The organism is Amycolatopsis regifaucium (assembly GCF_001613935.1).
In the GTDB taxonomy this organism is placed as follows: domain Bacteria; phylum Actinomycetota; class Actinomycetes; order Mycobacteriales; family Pseudonocardiaceae; genus Amycolatopsis; species Amycolatopsis regifaucium.
Window position 1 is genome coordinate 1,038,575 of the sequence record NZ_LQCI01000034.1, and the last position, 15,753, is coordinate 1,054,327.

A 15,753-nucleotide genomic window follows, 5' to 3' on the forward strand; every position below is an offset into this window, starting at 1 on the left:
GGCATGCGCATTTCGCGAGGTACTTCGATGTTCCTGCTGGGTTTCGGCGTGTGGTCGTGGATCATCTGGATCACCTTCGCCAAGAATCTCTGGGACAGCGACCGCGCCTGGGCCGCCGACGGCTCACCCACCGCCTACTTCATCGTGCACGCGGTGCTGACGGTCGTCTCGTTCGTGCTCGGCACCATCATCGGCCTGATCGGTCTGCGCACGCTTCGTGGCGCCAAGTCACGGGACGCGGAAAAGGCCGACGCCTGATCAGGTTTGTCGTCCTTTTGACGGTGGCGGGCCCGGCGTCGGCTCCTTAACGTTCACTCCACCGAATCATGGAGGTTGAATGTCCCGGATCAGACGTCTGCTCGTCCCCGCGCTCGTCGCGGCGGCGGCGGGAACCGTGTTCGCGGCCCCGTCGGCGAGCGCCGCGCCCGCACCTGAGTGCGACACCGTGAGCGCGCCGTTCAACTACGTGGTGCTGTACAACCCACGTACCCCGGAACGGAAGGTCGACACCGAGCTGCGCGCGAAGTGCGGCGAGAAGGTGGCGTACTACCCGGAGATCGGCGTCGCGGTGGCGACTTCGCGCAACGCCGACTTCCAGGCGAAGATCGGTGTCTTCCGCGCCTACTCCGGCGGCCGTGACGTCGCGTTCCCGCCGGCGCCGTCGGCCAGGTCGACCCGCTCCGCGGTGGTCGACACCAAGGAAACCGAAGAGACCACCAGCGTCGCCGTCGACGAGGACCTGTCGGCCCAGCAGTGGGACATGCGCGCGATCCAGGCTCCCGAGGCGAACAAGGTCTCCGGTGGCAGCAGCTCGGTGACCGTCGGCGTGCTGGACTCGGGCATCGAGCCCACGCACCCGGCGCTGAAGGCGGCCTTGGACCCGAAGACGTCCGCCGGCTGCAACTCGGGCGCGCCCGACACCTCGCCCGCCGCCTGGGCGCCCACGAACTCCGACCACGGTACGCACGTCGCCGGCACCATCGCGGGCAAGGACGCCGCGCGCGGCTTCACCGGCGTCGCGCCCGGCGTCAAGCTGGCGTCGGTCAAGGTCGTGAACGACGACGGCCTGATCCTTCCCGAAGCCGCCGTCTGCGGGTTCATGTGGGCGGCGAAGCACCGCTTCCCGGTCACGAACAACAGCTACTACATCGACCCGGGCATGTTCTACTGCTCGAAGGAGCCGGGTGACGCGGCCGCGTACGAGGCCGTCCGCCGCGCCGTGGTCTACTCGACCGGCCGGGGCGTGCTGAACGTCGCCGCCGCCGGGAACAGCGGCTTCGATGTCACGAAGCAGACCACCGACCCGAACCGCCCGCACCCCGTCGACTCGAGCTGCGGCATCCTGCCGAAGGCGATCGAAGGCGTCGTGACCGTCTCGGCCATCGGCTACGCGGGCACGAAATCGTCCTACAGCAACTACGGCGCCGGCCAGGTCGAGGTGACCGCTCCCGGCGGTGACCGCGCCCAGCTGCCGCCCACCGGACAGGGCGCCGGCTGCCCGCTGTCGACCATCTTCAACGGCGGCTACGGCACCAAGTGCGGTACCTCGATGGCGTCCCCGCACGCCGCCGGTGTCGCCGCGCTGCTCGCGTCCCGCTACCGCCACGCTCCGCCGCAGCTGCTGACCTGGCTGCTGGAGCACCAGGCCGACCCGGTCGCGTGCGGCAGCGCGGCGCCGGTCTGTGAAGGCCCGGAGAAGAACAACTCGTTCTACGGGCACGGCCGCGTCAACGCTCTGGACGCGGTGAAGTAGGTCGTTTTCTGCTGAAGTACATGATGGCCCCCTTCCTTGCGCCTAGCGCAAGGAAGGGGGCCATCATGTACTTCAGGCGGCAGACGCGAGGTGGATGTCGGGTCGAGGCCTGGCCGCGGCCACGCTGTGGGCGGCAATGAGGTCCGCGAGGACCCCGCCTGGGTCGTCTCGTAGCCGTGAAGGCAGCGTTTGTACGACGACGAGGCCCGCCGCGGCATAACGCGTGTTGCGGTCGATGGTTCGAGCATAGTCCGCTTTCCGGAAATGGAATTCGAAAGAATCGATTTCCCAGATGAGACCCACGTCCTCCCACAACGCGTCGGGACGCCCGATGTAGCGGCCTTGACGGTCGTAGATCGCCGCGTTCCAATGGCTCGGTGGCATGGGAAGACGCTGCCCGAGGGTCTTGGCCCGTGCCTCCGCCATGGAACGAAGATCCACCCAGCCCGTCAAGAGTCGTCTCGGCACGGCGGTTCCTCTTAGCGAGCCTTGATCGAGTTCGTGAAGCAAGGCGTTCGGATGGCATCCACCTTTTTGGATCGCTTCGATCAGGATCGCCTCCACATGGTCGGCATTCCCGAGCCGGCGCACCGCGTCCGTCGTGGCCCGGACCAGCGGGGCCAAGGGAACCTCGTGGCGGACGATCGGTGACGGCAATCGAATCGTCCGCTCCATTGTCACAAAGCCCGTGCTACGAATCTTTCGATCATGCGGGATCAGCAGGTGCAGTCCGGTATCCGGAGGCATCGCGGCCTGTCGAAGACCATGTCGCAGACAGGCCGCCGTTCCGGTGAGAATTGCGTTTGCTCCGCCGTGCAGGAGGCCGGCGGTCACGAGTTGCTCGGTCGTCGGTTCGTTGCTGTGCAACAGGATGATGCCGGGCAGCAAGCGTTGCCAAGGTCCACCCGGCAGGCAGCGGGTGTAGATCGTCCTGCTGCTCATCTCCAGGCTTTCCAGGTCGGAAGCCCGGACGACGCCGTTGCGGCTTCGCTCCAGCAGCAGTTCGGGATGCTGAGCCCATCTCCCCCTCTTGGTCATGCAGTCAGCATGGGTGCGGGGTCGATCCACTCACCAGCGTTGCTTCGCGGACCTGTGGATAACTGCCCTGTTGTGGATAAGTCGTCCAGAAGTACATGATGGCCCCCTTCCTTGCGCCTAGCGCAAGGAAGGGGGCCATCATGTACTTGCCAAAAGTGTCAGACGCGCTTGAAGAGCAAAGCGCGTTTGACTTCCTGAATGGCCTTCGTGACCTGGATGCCGCGCGGGCAGGCGTCGGTGCAGTTGAACGTCGTCCGGCAGCGCCACACGCCTTCGGAGTCGTTCAGGATGTCGAGCCGCTCTTCGGCGCCTTCGTCACGCGAGTCGAAGATGAACCGGTGCGCGTTGACGATCGCGGCCGGGCCGAAGTACGAGCCGTCGTTCCAGTACACCGGGCACGAGGACGTGCAGCAGGCGCACAGGATGCACTTGGTCGTGTCGTCGAACCGGTCGCGGTCGGCCTGCGACTGGATCCGCTCGCGCGTGGGCTCGTTCCCGTAGGCGATGAGGTACGGCTTGACCGCACGGTACGCCTCGAAGAACGGGTCCATGTCGACGTAAAGGTCCTTGAGCGTGGTCAGGCCCTTGATCGGCGCGATGGTGATGACGGTCTTCTTGCCGCCGGTCTCCAGCAGGTCCTTCATCAGGACCTTGCACGCCAGCCGGTTGATGCCGTTGATCTGCATCGCGTCGGAACCGCAGACGCCGTGCGCGCACGAGCGCCGGAACGAGAACGTCCCGTCGATGTAGTCCTTCACGTAGAAGAGCAGGTTCAGCAGTCGGTCGGTACGCTGCGCCGGGACGTCGTAGGACTCCCAGTGCGGCTCGGTGTCGACCTCGGGGTTGAACCGCAGGATCTTCAGTGTGACGGTGATCGGCGTGTGGTCGGAGGACACGGCCTCCGACTTCTCGGGGGTGGCCGTGGTCATCAGTACTTCCGCTCCATCGGTTCGTAGCGGGTGAAGGTCACCGGCTTGTAGTCCAGGCGGACGTCGGCGGTGAGACCTTCGCCCTCCTTGTAGGCCATGGTGTGCCGCATGAAGTTCGTGTCGTCGCGGTTCGGGTAGTCCTCGCGCGCGTGTCCGCCGCGGGATTCCTTGCGCGCCAGGGCGCCGACGACCAGGACTTCGGCGAGTTCGAGCAGGAAGCCCAGCTCGACGGCCTCGAGGACGTCGGTGTTGTACCGCTTCCCCTTGTCCGACACGGTGATCCGGCTGTACCGCTCCTTCAGTGCCTGCACGTCGGTCAGCGCCTGCTTCAGCGTGTCCTCGGTGCGGTACACCGAAGCGTGCGAGTCCATCGTCCGCTGCAGCTCGGTGCGGATGTCGGCGACGCGTTCGTCACCGTGCTCCGAGAGCAGCAGCGACAGCTGGTCCTCGACGATCTTGGTCGGGTTCTCCGGCAGCTCGATGTGGTCGTGCGCCAGCGCGTACTCGGCGGCGGCGATGCCGGCGCGACGGCCGAAGACGTTGATGTCGAGCAGCGAGTTGGTGCCCAGCCGGTTCGAACCGTGCACGGACACGCACGCCACCTCACCCGCGGCGTACAGGCCGGGGATGACGTTTTCGTTGTCCCGCAAGGCCTCGCCGTGGACGTTGGTCGGGATGCCGCCCATCACGTAGTGACAGGTCGGGAACACCGGCACCGGTTCGGTGACCGGGTCGACACCCAGGTACGTCCGCGAGAACTCCATGATGTCCGGGAGTTTCGCGTTCAGCGTCTCCTCGGGGATGTGCGTGACGTCGAGGACGACGTAGTCCTTGTTCGGCCCGCAGCCGCGGCCCTGCAGCACTTCCTGCACCATCGACCGGGCGACGATGTCACGCGGCGCGAGGTCCTTGATGGTGGGGGCGTAGCGCTCCATGAACCGCTCGCCGTCGGCGTTGCGGAGGATGCCGCCTTCCCCGCGCACGGCTTCGGAGATGAGGATGCCGAGGCCGGCGAGACCTGTCGGGTGGAACTGGAAGAACTCCATGTCCTCCAGCGGCAGGCCCTTGCGGAAGATGATGCCGAGACCGTCACCGGTGAGGGTGTGCGCGTTCGACGTCGTCTTGAAGATCTTGCCCGCGCCGCCGGTGGCGAACACGATCGACTTCGCCTGGAAGACGTGCAGCTCGCCGGTCGCCAGCTCGTAGGCGACGACGCCCGAGGCGGCCGGGTTGCCGTCCTCGTCCGGGGTCAGGATGAGGTCCAGCACGTAGAACTCGTTGAAGAACTCGGTGCCGTGCTTGACGCAGTTCTGGTACAGCGTCTGCAGGATCATGTGCCCGGTGCGGTCCGCGGCGTAGCAGGCGCGACGCACCGCGGCCTTGCCGTGGTCACGGGTGTGCCCGCCGAAACGGCGCTGGTCGATCTTGCCCTCGGGCGTCCGGTTGAACGGCAGGCCCATCTTTTCGAGGTCGAGGACCGCGTCGATGGCTTCCTTCGCCATGATCTCGGCGGCGTCCTGGTCGACCAGGTAGTCGCCACCCTTGATCGTGTCGAAGGTGTGCCACTCCCAGTTGTCCTCTTCGACGTTCGCCAGCGCGGCGCACATGCCGCCCTGGGCGGCGCCGGTGTGCGAACGCGTCGGGTAGAGCTTGGTGAGGACCGCGGTGCGGGCACGCTGGCCGGACTCGATGGCCGCGCGCATGCCGGCGCCACCGGCGCCGACGATCACCACGTCGTACTTGTGGAACTGCATGAGGACTCCGCTTAACGTGTGGTGGGCGTCAGTTGGCCGAGATACCGGGATCGAAGGTGAAGATCACCATCGTGCCGACGGCGAGGATCAGCACCATCGAGACGTAGAGCACGATCTTCAGCCAGAACCGGGTGCTGTCCTTGCGGGCGTAGTCGTCGATGATCGTCCGCAGCCCGTTGCCGCCGTGGATTTCGGCGAGCCACAGCATCGCCAGGTCCCAGAACTGCCAGAACGGCGAGGCCCAGCGGCCGGCGACGAAGCCCCAGTTGATGCGGTGCACGCCGCCGTCGAGGATGTTCATGATGAACAGGTGGCCGAGCACCAGCACGATCAGGGCGAGGCCCGAGATGCGCATGAACAGCCAGCTGTAGAGCTCGAAGTTGCTCCGGCGGGCGGCGGGGCGCTTCGGGGAGCGCGGCTTGTCGAGTGCGAGGACTTCGGATGCCATGGTCAGTTCCCCCCGAAGAGCGTCTCGACGGTGCGCTTCATCATGAAGAAGGCACCGGGAATCATCACCACGATCCAGATGGCGAGGATGGTCCAGAGCATCGGCTTCTGGAACTTCGGTCCCTTCTCCCAGAAGTCGACCAGCATGACCCGGATGCCGTTGAGCGCGTGGAACAGCACCGCCCCGACCAGGCCGACCTCGAGGAGGTTGACCAGCGGGGTCTTGTAGGTCTCGATGACCTCGTTGTACGTGTCGGGTGACACGCGCACGAGCGCGGTGTCGAGGACGTGCACGAAGAGGAAGAAGAATGTCAGCACGCCGGTGATGCGGTGCAGCACCCAGGACCACATACCGGGGTCGCCCCGGTAGAACGTCCCTTGCCGGCGTGAGGCACCCGCCCGATCGCTCGCTGCCGCCTCAGTGGCGGCGCTAGCCGTGGTGGACATCGGTGAACGGCCTCCAACGTCATGGCTTGGGCCCGCTGACCGCTGGTTTCCGCGCCTGCCGCCGGGACGTCCACTGGGGACGGCTCCGGCGACGGTGCCGAGATCATGGTCATCGAGCGTGGATGAAAAAGATGCTAGACCCGGACCTCACGGTGGGCTCACCTCCGGGTTCGTCTGTGTGATGGACCAGACATCACGCCCTGTCGCGCGTGCCGGTGGTGAGGTCGTTCCGATTCGTCGCTTACGCCCTGAGTCCGCTCCTTCCACAGGCAGGACGTCAGATCTCTCTCAGCGGTATCTCGCCGGGCCTTTCCTCAGGATCGGCCGATTGAGGCGTCCCGTACGTTCAAGCCGGGCAGACATCCGATCATTCCGCTGAGTTCACGATGGGGTGACCATGGCCCAGCCTGCCGTCTTCCCGCGACGCCGCCGGACGTCGACGAAGCGCGGTCCGGCTGCCACGGGATGAGCACGGACGCGGAATGGTCGCGGTCCTCGCCGGTCAGGTCGGCGCTGGGAGCGGTCGCCACAGCGAATCGCAGGACCGTCGGCGCGACACCCCATTCGTTGCCGAAGGCGGGCGCGGCTCCCGGGAAGGTCCTGCTCACACCGGTGGAGTGTCCATGGTGGACGCATTGAGCGGGACCCATCGGCGCTGGTGGCGCCCCTTCCATCGATGGAGCTTCCTGTCCATTCCGGACGCGAAGCCGCGGGGTTTCCACTGGATCCAGTTGCCCGAACTGGCGTCCGCGGCCCGTGTCGAAGCGCCGATCATGGCGAACACCGGGCATTGGCCGGAGCCGACGGCCGCCTGCCTCTGCCGAACCCTGCCCGGCGCGGCGAAGGCCTTGCGTATCAACGATCCTCGCGGCCCGAAGTGGGCGATTCGCGGTGTCCTATGTGGACGGATCGGCCGAGGTGCCCCTGAGCTCGCGATCTTCATCAGCGTGTTCCGCTCGATCCAGCGCGTGAGTTGGTGTCGGTAACCCTCCTCGACCGCGCTCGGCACCGTCGGCCCACCGAGCCGACCGCGAGGGAGGCCCGGGCGCGTGCTCACCGACGGTGGCGAAGCCCCCGTGCGTGACCAGGCGTCCTTCACACGACTACTCCGTTCCGATCACCGTAAGTACTCCATTCGTCGCGCGTACGACTCATGAGTAAACGTTTGTGTTACGTAGCGTGCCGTTCCTATGGCGGCTAAGCGGCCGTTAGGTACCGTTCCTCGGTCGACCCGGCATTCGACGTCGGGCCGTTTCTTCGGACCATCCGCTGGATCAGCGGGGAGGGAGACACACGTTGCGTCGCATGCGTGGAACCGCGCTGGCCGCCGCTGCCATGGCCGGTGCTCTGGTACTGGCTGGGTGCGCGAAGGATTCTGGTGCGGGGAACAACAACAACGCGAGCACGGGGGATCAGTCCGCCAGCTGCGTGACCGCGCCGAAGCCGCCCGCCGCGGCCGCCGCCTCGACGAGCACCAGCCAGGCCGGCGAAAAGGTCGACGGCAGCAAGCTCAAGGTCGCGCTGGCCTTCGACGTCGGCGGTCGTGGTGACGCGTCGTTCAACGACTCCGCCGCCGCCGGTACCGACAAGGCGAAGACCGAGCTGGGGGTCACGTCGGTCACCGAAAGCACCGCCGCCGCGACCGAGGACGAGGCCGCGAAGTCGCAGCGTCTCGACCAGCTCGCCTCGCAGGGCTTCAGCCCGGTCATCGCGGTCGGCTTCGCCTACGCCAAGGCCGTCGGCGCCATCGCGCCGAAGTACCCGAACACCCAGTTCGCGATCGTCGACGACGACTCCGTCAAGGCGCCGAACGTCACCCCGCTGGTGTTCGCCGAGGAGCAGGGCTCGTTCCTGGCCGGTGTCGCCGCCGCGTACAAGTCGAAGAAGTGCCACGTCGGCTTCGTCGGTGGCGTCAACACGCCGCTGATCCAGAAGTTCGAGGCCGGCTTCCTCCAGGGGGTCAAGGCCGCTTCGAGCAAGGCCAAGATCGAGGACGAGTACCTCACCCCGGCCGGTGACTTCTCCGGGTTCCAGGACCCGGCGAAGGGCAACGTGAAGGCCGCCGCCCAGATCGCCAAGGGCGCGGACGTGATCTACCACGCCGCCGGTGCCTCCGGTAAGGGCGTGTTCGAGGCCGCGAAGTCGAACAACGCCATGGCCATCGGCGTCGACTCCGACCAGTACAACCAGAAGACGGTCGAGGCGTCGAAGGACGTCATCATCACCTCGATGCTCAAGCGCGTCGACGTGGCGGTGTTCGACTACCTGCGCGCGCTCGCGAAGGGCGACCTGACGTCGCTGCCGAAGCGGTTCGACCTCAAGGTCGACGGCATCGGCTACGCCACCTCCGGCGGCAAGATCGACGACATCAAGGACGTCCTCGAGGGCTACAAGGCGCAGATCGTCTCCGGGGCGATCACCGTCTCGGACAAGCCGCAGAAGTAAGCTTCACCAGGCAGCAGGGCTCGGAAGGACGACCCCTTCCGAGCCCTCACCTGTTTAACTCCCAGAACTGGATGGCTTTTTCATGAGCGCTCCCCAGGCCGAGGTCACCGACGCCCCCGACCGGGGTGAACCGGCCGTGCAGCTGACCGGGATCACGAAGCGGTTCCCCGGTGTCGTCGCCAACTCCGACGTCAACCTCACCGTCGCCAAGGGCGAGGTGCACGCCGTCTGCGGCGAGAACGGCGCGGGCAAATCGACCCTGATGAAGATCCTCTACGGCATGCAGCAGCCGGACGAGGGCGACATCGCGATCAACGGCGAACCGGTGAAACTGCGCAACCCGCAGGACGCCATCAAGGCCGGGATCGGGATGGTCCACCAGCACTTCATGCTGGCCGACAACCTGACCGTCGGGGAGAACGTCTTCCTCGGCGCGGAGAACCTGCACGGCATCGGCCGCGCCGCCAGGGCGAAACTGGCCGAGTTCGCCGAACGGGTCGGCCTCCACGTCCGGCCGGACGCGCTGCTCGAAGAACTCGGCGTCGCCGACCGCCAGCGCGTGGAGATCGTCAAGGTGCTTTACCGCGGCGCCCGGATCATCATCCTGGACGAGCCCACCGCGGTGCTCGTGCCGCAGGAGGTCGACGCGCTGTTCGAGACCGTCCGCACCATGCAGAAGGACGGCTTCACCTTCCTCTTCATCTCGCACAAGCTCGACGAGGTGCGCGCGATCGCCGACACGGTCACCGTGATCCGGCGCGGCACCACCGTCGGCACGGCGGACCCGAAGACGATCACCTCGCGCCAGCTGGCCGAGATGATGGTCGGCTCGGAGCTGCCCAGCCCGGAGACCCGCGAGTCCACCGTGACCGATCGGGCCGTCCTCCGTCTGGACGATGTGTGCCTGAGCGTCGAGGGTTCCGAGCGGAACGTGCTCGACCACATCTCCTTCACCGTGCACGCGGGCGAGGTGCTCGGGATCGCCGGCGTCGAGGGCAACGGCCAGACCGAGCTCGTCGAGACGATCATGGGCATGCGCAAGGGCGGCGGCCGGATCGAACTGACCGAAGCCGGCGAGCAGGTCGTCGAACTGCACAAACTGGGGACGCTCGCCCGCCGCGAGGCCGGGATCGGGTACATCGCCGAAGACCGCACGAGGCACAGCCTCCTGCTCACGCAGCCGTTGTGGGTCAACAGGATTCTCGGCTACCAGACACGCAAGCCGGTGGCCAAGGGGCAACTGCTCGACATCGCGGGCGCGCGTGAGGACACCCGCCGCATCGTCGAGCAGTACGACGTCCGCACCCCGGGCATCGACGTCCCGGCCGCCGCGCTTTCCGGCGGGAACCAGCAGAAGCTGATCGTCGGCCGTGAGCTTTCCGGGGAGCCGGTGCTGCTGATCGCGTCGCATCCCACGCGCGGTGTCGACGTCGGCGCGCAGGCGTTGATCTGGGAACAGATCCGCCAGGCCCGGGCGGCCGGACTGGCCGTGCTCCTGATTTCGGCCGACCTCGACGAACTGATCGGGCTTTCCGACACCATTCAGGTCATGCTGCGCGGACGGCTGGTCGGCGCGGCCGACCCCGCGACCGTGACCCCGCAGGAACTGGGCTCCGCGATGACGGGTGCCTCCGAAGACACTGACGAAACTGGAGGTGCGGCGTGAGTTCCTGGCGTACGAGGCTGCTGCCGCCTCTGCTCGCGATCGTTTTCGCCGTCATCCTGACGGCCATCGCGCTCATCATCTCGGGTGCCGATCCGCTGCAGGCCTACGGCACGATGATCGGTCAGCTCTTCAAGGGCTCGACGGCCGTCGACACGGTCAACCTCGCGACGGTCTATTACCTGTCCGGGCTCGCGGTGGCCATCGGCTTCCAGATGAACCTCTTCAACATCGGTGTCGAAGGCCAGTATCGGTTCGCCGCCATCGTCACCGCCATCATCGGCGGGGCGCTGAAGTTGCCGCCGGTGATCCACGTGCTCGCGATCCTGGTCGTCGCGGTGGCCAGCGGCATGCTGTACGCGGCCATCCCGGCCGTGCTGAAGGTGACTCGCGGTGTTTCCGAGGTCATCTCGACGATCATGCTGAACGCGATCGTCGGCGGCATCGTGGCGTTCCTGGTCAACGCGGATCAGTTCGGCGTGCAGACCGGCAACAACATCGCCACCCGCGAGATCGCCGAGACCGGCCGGATCCCCGGCATCCCGATCGGGTCCGGTGAGCTGTTCGGCTTCGTGCTCATCGCCGCGCTGATCGGCGCCGCCTACTGGTTCATGCTCAACCGGACCCGGTTCGGGTTCGAGCTGAAGGCCTCCGGTGAATCGACGACGGCCGCCGCCGCCGGTGGGGTGAACGCCAAGAAGATGACGCTGATCGCGATGCTGCTTTCCGGTGGTGTCGCCGGTCTGGTCGCGATGCCGGAACTGCTCGGCCGCGACTTCAGCTACGGCATCACCTCCACCCAGATGTACGGCTTCACCGGAATCGCGGTCGCCCTGCTCGGCCGCAACCATCCGGCCGGGATCGCGCTGGGCGCCCTGCTGTGGGCGTTCCTCGACCGGTCCGCGGTGTCGCTCGAGCAGATCAACGTGTCCAAGGAGATCGCCACGATCATGCAGGGCGTGATCGTGTTGTCGGTCGTCATCGCGTACGAGGTCGTGCGCCGCGCCGATCTGGCCGCCGAACAGCGTCGCGTGGGTCGCGCGCTGGCAGGCAACGGCCGCAAGGGGTCGAGCGTTTCCGAGGGAGGTGCGGTGTGACCACCGCGGACGTTCGTTCGCCCGACACGGGCGGGACCACCATGCCGGTGAAGCGGCAGAAGCGCCGTATTCCGGGCTGGGTCAAGGGCGCCATCTGGGGTCTGCTGGCGGTCGGCGTGCTCGCGATCGCGTCGTACGCCACCGGCGTCAACACGCTGACCTCGACCAACACCGCGCACACCGCGCTGCGGCTGGCGTTGCCGATCCTGCTGTGCGCGCTCGGCGGGCTCTGGGCCGAACGCGCGGGCGTGATCAACATCGGCCTCGAAGGCATGATGATCCTCGGTACCTGGGGTGCCGCCTGGGGCGCGTACCACGGCGGGGTCTGGGCCGGGCTGATCGCGGCGGTCGTGTTCGGCGCGCTCGGCGGGCTGCTGCACGCCGTCGCGACGGTGACCTTCAACGTCAACCACATCGTCTCCGGTGTGGCGATCAACCTGCTCGGTCTCGGCGTCGCGAAGTACCTCGCGAACCTGGTGTTCACCCCGCTTTCGGGGAACCCGCGCCAGTCGCCGCCGGTCCCGAAGTTCGACACCTACTCGGCTACGTTCCTCTCGGACTGGCTTTCGGATCTGGAGAAGATGCAGCGCGTCTTCATCTCCGACCTCGCCGGGATCCTCAACGGCCTCGTCACCGAGGTCGCGCCGCTGACGATGATCGCGATCGCGCTCGTGCCGATCAGTTACCTGGTGCTGTGGCGGACCCGGTTCGGCCTGCGGTTGCGCTCCTGCGGCGAGAACCCGGTCGCGGCCGAGTCGCTCGGCGTCAACGTCTACGTGCACAAGTACATCGCCATGATCATCTCCGGCGGGCTCGCCGGGATGGGTGGCGCGTCGCTCGTGCTGCTCGCGGGCGGGGCGGACTACCTGGAAAACCAGACGAACAACCGCGGGTACATCGGCCTCGCGGCGATGATCTTCGGCAACTGGCGGCCGGGTGGCCTGCTCGGCGGCGCGGCGCTGTTCGGTTACGCGGACGGGCTCCAGCTCGCCGGTGGCGGGACCGCGGTGCTCGCGCTGCTGTACGGCGCGGTGATCTTGCTGGCCGTGATCGTGGCGGTGCAGTTGTTCCGCCGTCAGTGGATCGCTGCCGCGCTCGGTGTCTTCGGCGCGGCTCTGCTGTACGCGATCTACTGGACCAACGACGACCTGCCCAGCGACCTCATCCCGTACACCGCGCACTTCGTGACGCTGATCGTGCTCGCGGTCGCTTCGCAGCGGTTGCGGCCGCCCAAGGCGGATGGCGCTCTCTATCGGCGAGGTGAGGACTGACATGGCGGAGTACGACTGGGAAGCCCTGCGGGCTCAAGCCGTCGAGGCGGCGAAGTCGGCGTATGCGCCCTACTCGGGGCTACACGTCGGTGTCGCGGGTGTGGTGGACGACGGCCGGGTCGTCGTCGGCTGCAACGTCGAGAACGCGTCCTACGGTCTGGGCATGTGCGCGGAATGCACGATGGCGGGGCAGCTGCGGCTGACCGGCGGCGGCAAGCTCGTCGCGGTCGCCTGCCGCAGTGGCGCCGGTGATCTGCTGATGCCGTGCGGGCGCTGTCGTCAGATCCTGTTCGAGCACGGCGGCGCCGACTGCCTCGTGGACACCCCCAGCGGGATCCTGCCGATGTCCGCGGTGCTGCCGGACGCTTTCGGGCCGGACGATCTGCCATGAGCGCGTTCGCCGCAGTCGACGTCATCCGCGCGAAGCGGGACGGCGGACGACTCTCCGACGAACAGATCGACTGGACGATCGACGCGTACACGCGCGGCGACATCGCCGAGGAACAGATGGCCGCGCTCGCGATGGCCATCTTCCTGCGGGGCATGGACTCCGGCGAGATCGCGCGCTGGACCGGCGCGATGATCGCCTCGGGCGAGCGGCTGGATTTGAAGGTCAGCCGTCCGACGATCGACAAGCATTCGACGGGCGGGGTCGGCGACAAGATCACGCTTCCGCTGGCGCCGCTCGTGGCGGCGTGCGGGGCGGCCGTGCCGCAGCTGTCCGGGCGCGGGCTCGGGCACACCGGCGGGACGCTGGACAAACTGGAGTCGATTCCGGGCTGGCGTGCCGCTTTGTCGACTTCGGAGATCATGCGGCAGCTCGACGACGTCGGCGCGGTGGTCTGCGCGGCGACGTCCGGGCTGGCTCCCGCGGACAAGAAGCTGTACGCGCTGCGGGACGTGACTTCGACGGTGGAGTCGATCCCACTGATCGCGAGCTCGATCATGAGCAAGAAGATCGCCGAGGGCTCGGCGGGGCTCGTCCTCGATGTGAAGACCGGGTCCGGCGCGTTCATGAAGACGCTTCCGCAGGCTCGTGAACTCGCGCGGACGCTGGTGGAGATCGGCACCGCGCACGGCGTCGCCACGACGGCCCTGATCACGGACATGAACGTGCCGTTGGGATATGCCGTCGGCAACGCGATCGAGGTCGCGGAGTCGGTCGAGGTGCTGCGCGGCGGCGGTCCGGCCGACGTCGTCGAGCTGACCGTGGCTTTGGCCAGGGAGATGCTGGCACTGGCCGGTCTGTCCGAAGTGGACCCGGCCGAGGTGCTCGCTTCGGGGCGGGCTTACGAGACGTGGTGCCGGATGATCGCCGCGCAGGGCGGGGATCCGGAGGGCGCTTTGCCGCGGCCTGAACACGTGCACGTCGTGGAGGCGCCAGAGGACGGCGTCTTGTCGTCGCTGGACGCCTATTCGGTCGGGGTCGCGGCTTGGCGGCTCGGGGCCGGGCGGGCGCGCAAGGAGGATCCGGTGCAGGCCGCGGCGGGGGTGCTGTGCCTGGCGAAGCCGGGTGACGAGGTCAAGGCCGGGCAGCCCCTGCTGGAACTGCACACCGATACGCCGGAGGCTGTTCCTGCGGCTCTCGCTGCGCTCACGGACGCCTACTCGGTCGCTTCCGAGGCCCCGGCGTTCACGCCCCTGGTCCTGGAGACCGTCCGCCCCTGATCGCGTTCAGCCCGCTAAACGCAGGTCGCGTGAGTACGTGAAGGCCCTTCATTGCGCTAGGCGCAATGAAGGGGGCCTTCACGTACTTCGGAGCCTCAGTCGGAGGTCTCGTCGGTGCCATCGGCCTTGGCCTTGGCGTCGGCCGCCTTGGGCGCCCGGCCGTTGCGGGAGCTGCGGCGCGGCTGACGCGGCGCGGGCGGCGGCGGGGAGATCTGCTGCAGGGCCGGGCCACCGCCGAGCATCAGCTCCGCGAAGGTCGCCATGGCCTCGTCCAGCTGGCCGCCGATGCGGCGCACGGACTCGTCGTTGCTCCTGCGCACCAGCGTGTCCACCGAGTCGGTGTCCGGCTGCTTCGACAGCGTGCTCTCGACCTTCGACAGGCCGCTGCGGATCGACCCGTCGAGATCACCGAGCCGTCCGGTGAAGCCGTCCTCGACCTTGTCGAGCCGCTCGGCCAGGTCGTCGAGGCGCGAGGTGACCTTCTCGAGCCGGTCGCCGAGGCCGTCGAGCCGCTCCGAGGCGTCGATCATCTCGCCGGTCTCCGTCAGCGCGGTCTTGAGCGCGTCGGCGTTCGCGGCGAGGCTTTCCTTGGTGGCCTTGTCGAGGTTCTCGACGCGGGTGCGCAGCTCGCGGTCGACGGTGTCGACGCGGTCGCGCAGGACCGACTCGGCCTGCTCGACGCGCTCACGCACCGGTCCGATCACCGACTGCGGCAGCGAGTCGGTCTTCACGTCCTGCTTGTCCAGGTGCGCGCCGAGCTCGTCGAGACGGCGGTGGATGTTCTGGAGCTTGTCTTCGAGGCCGTCCATCCGGCCAGCGACACCTTCGAACTTCGCGGCCATGCCGTCGAGGCGGCCGTCGAGCTGGGCGAACGGCTTGGCGAGCTTGTCGACGATGCTTTCGACGGCGCGGGTCAGCGCGGCGAGCGCGTTGTCCTGCGCTTCGAGCCGAGACATGGTCTCGTCGAGGCGCTCGGCGAGCACGCTGACCTCGGTGCGGTCGGGCATCTCCGAGAGCCGCTTGCGGACGGCGCCGAGCGAGTCGACCGGGGCCAGCCGGGCGTAGATGTCGTCGAGCGCGTCGAAGATCTGCTGCTGTTCGCTCTCACGCACTTCGGCCGCGCGCACCAGCATGTTGCGCATCCGGTCGAAGGACGGGGCTGCAATGTTGTTGTCAGTGGTCACTGCGGTGTCCTTCGTGGGCGGGGAAATGGGAGGGACGTGGCCTGAAGCTTATCCATT

Annotated in this window: 16 protein-coding genes; 9 read left to right on the top strand and 7 right to left on the bottom strand. The window is 67.4% G+C overall.

Annotated features, from left to right (window positions below; genetic code table 11):
• The first annotated feature begins 3 nt into the window (after positions 1-3).
• Both AVL48_RS28880 and AVL48_RS28885 read left to right on the top strand, forming a co-directional pair.
• On the top strand, positions 4-258 hold the full coding sequence (locus AVL48_RS28880; protein ID WP_026467335.1) for an SCO4848 family membrane protein: 255 nt from the start codon (positions 4-6) through the stop codon (positions 256-258).
• A gap of 79 nt (positions 259-337) precedes the next feature.
• On the top strand, positions 338-1,753 hold the full coding sequence (locus AVL48_RS28885; RefSeq protein WP_061983450.1) for a S8 family peptidase: 1,416 nt from the start codon (positions 338-340) through the stop codon (positions 1,751-1,753).
• 72 nt (positions 1,754-1,825) lie between these two features.
• Here the strand turns inward: AVL48_RS28885 and AVL48_RS28890 are convergent, their stop codons facing one another.
• The 6 genes from AVL48_RS28890 to AVL48_RS39700 all read right to left on the bottom strand — a co-directional run bounded on the left by AVL48_RS28890 (position 1,826) and on the right by AVL48_RS39700 (position 6,976).
• Positions 1,826-2,791 (bottom strand): hypothetical protein, encoded by a 966-nt coding sequence (locus AVL48_RS28890; RefSeq protein ID WP_061983451.1) that lies wholly within the window; start codon positions 2,789-2,791, stop codon positions 1,826-1,828.
• Between the two features lie 158 nt (positions 2,792-2,949).
• Complete coding sequence (locus tag AVL48_RS28895) at positions 2,950-3,720, bottom strand: succinate dehydrogenase iron-sulfur subunit (RefSeq protein ID WP_037315745.1); 771 nt, start codon at positions 3,718-3,720, stop codon at positions 2,950-2,952.
• Complete coding sequence (gene sdhA, locus AVL48_RS28900) at positions 3,720-5,474, bottom strand: succinate dehydrogenase flavoprotein subunit (RefSeq protein WP_061983452.1); 1,755 nt, start codon at positions 5,472-5,474, stop codon at positions 3,720-3,722. Before sdhA ends, AVL48_RS28895 begins: the two co-directional genes overlap by 1 nt.
• A 28-nt stretch (positions 5,475-5,502) precedes the next feature.
• Entirely contained in the window at positions 5,503-5,922 is a 420-nt protein-coding gene (locus AVL48_RS28905; protein WP_061983453.1) for a succinate dehydrogenase hydrophobic membrane anchor subunit, read from the bottom strand.
• Positions 5,923-5,924: 2 nt separating this feature from the next.
• A complete protein-coding gene (sdhC, locus tag AVL48_RS28910) occupies positions 5,925-6,368 on the bottom strand; it encodes a succinate dehydrogenase, cytochrome b556 subunit (RefSeq protein ID WP_074038204.1) in 444 nt (147 codons plus the stop codon).
• 314 nt (positions 6,369-6,682) lie between these two features.
• A complete protein-coding gene (locus tag AVL48_RS39700; protein ID WP_061983455.1) occupies positions 6,683-6,976 on the bottom strand; it encodes a hypothetical protein in 294 nt (97 codons plus the stop codon).
• Between the two features lie 15 nt (positions 6,977-6,991).
• Here AVL48_RS39700 and AVL48_RS39870 point away from each other — a divergent pair, with 15 nt between their 5' ends.
• The 7 genes from AVL48_RS39870 (at position 6,992) to AVL48_RS28950 (ending at position 14,512) form a co-directional block, all read left to right on the top strand.
• Positions 6,992-7,354 carry a hypothetical protein gene (locus AVL48_RS39870; RefSeq protein ID WP_061983456.1) on the top strand — a complete coding sequence of 121 codons (363 nt, stop codon included), beginning with the start codon at positions 6,992-6,994 and terminating at the stop codon, positions 7,352-7,354.
• Positions 7,355-7,673: 319 nt separating this feature from the next.
• The gene (locus tag AVL48_RS28925; protein WP_061983457.1) at positions 7,674-8,813 is read left to right on the top strand and encodes a BMP family lipoprotein; all 1,140 of its coding nucleotides are present in this window, start codon (positions 7,674-7,676) and stop codon (positions 8,811-8,813) included.
• Positions 8,814-8,895: 82 nt separating this feature from the next.
• Entirely contained in the window at positions 8,896-10,479 is a 1,584-nt protein-coding gene (locus AVL48_RS28930; RefSeq protein ID WP_061983458.1) for an ABC transporter ATP-binding protein, read from the top strand.
• Positions 10,476-11,573 carry an ABC transporter permease gene (locus AVL48_RS28935; protein WP_061983459.1) on the top strand — a complete coding sequence of 366 codons (1,098 nt, stop codon included), beginning with the start codon at positions 10,476-10,478 and terminating at the stop codon, positions 11,571-11,573. Before AVL48_RS28930 ends, AVL48_RS28935 begins: the two co-directional genes overlap by 4 nt.
• On the top strand, positions 11,570-12,844 hold the full coding sequence (locus tag AVL48_RS28940; protein WP_061983460.1) for an ABC transporter permease: 1,275 nt from the start codon (positions 11,570-11,572) through the stop codon (positions 12,842-12,844). The genes AVL48_RS28935 and AVL48_RS28940 overlap by 4 nt, the downstream gene beginning before the upstream one ends.
• A 1-nt stretch (position 12,845) precedes the next feature.
• On the top strand, positions 12,846-13,235 hold the full coding sequence (locus tag AVL48_RS28945; RefSeq protein WP_061983461.1) for a cytidine deaminase: 390 nt from the start codon (positions 12,846-12,848) through the stop codon (positions 13,233-13,235).
• Positions 13,232-14,512 (top strand): thymidine phosphorylase, encoded by a 1,281-nt coding sequence (locus AVL48_RS28950; RefSeq protein ID WP_061983462.1) that lies wholly within the window; start codon positions 13,232-13,234, stop codon positions 14,510-14,512. The genes AVL48_RS28945 and AVL48_RS28950 overlap by 4 nt, the downstream gene beginning before the upstream one ends.
• Before the next feature lie 95 nt (positions 14,513-14,607).
• Here AVL48_RS28950 and AVL48_RS28955 read toward each other — a convergent pair whose 3' ends face one another.
• Entirely contained in the window at positions 14,608-15,696 is a 1,089-nt protein-coding gene (locus tag AVL48_RS28955; protein WP_061983463.1) for a hypothetical protein, read from the bottom strand.
• Between the last annotated feature and the right edge of the window lie 57 nt (positions 15,697-15,753).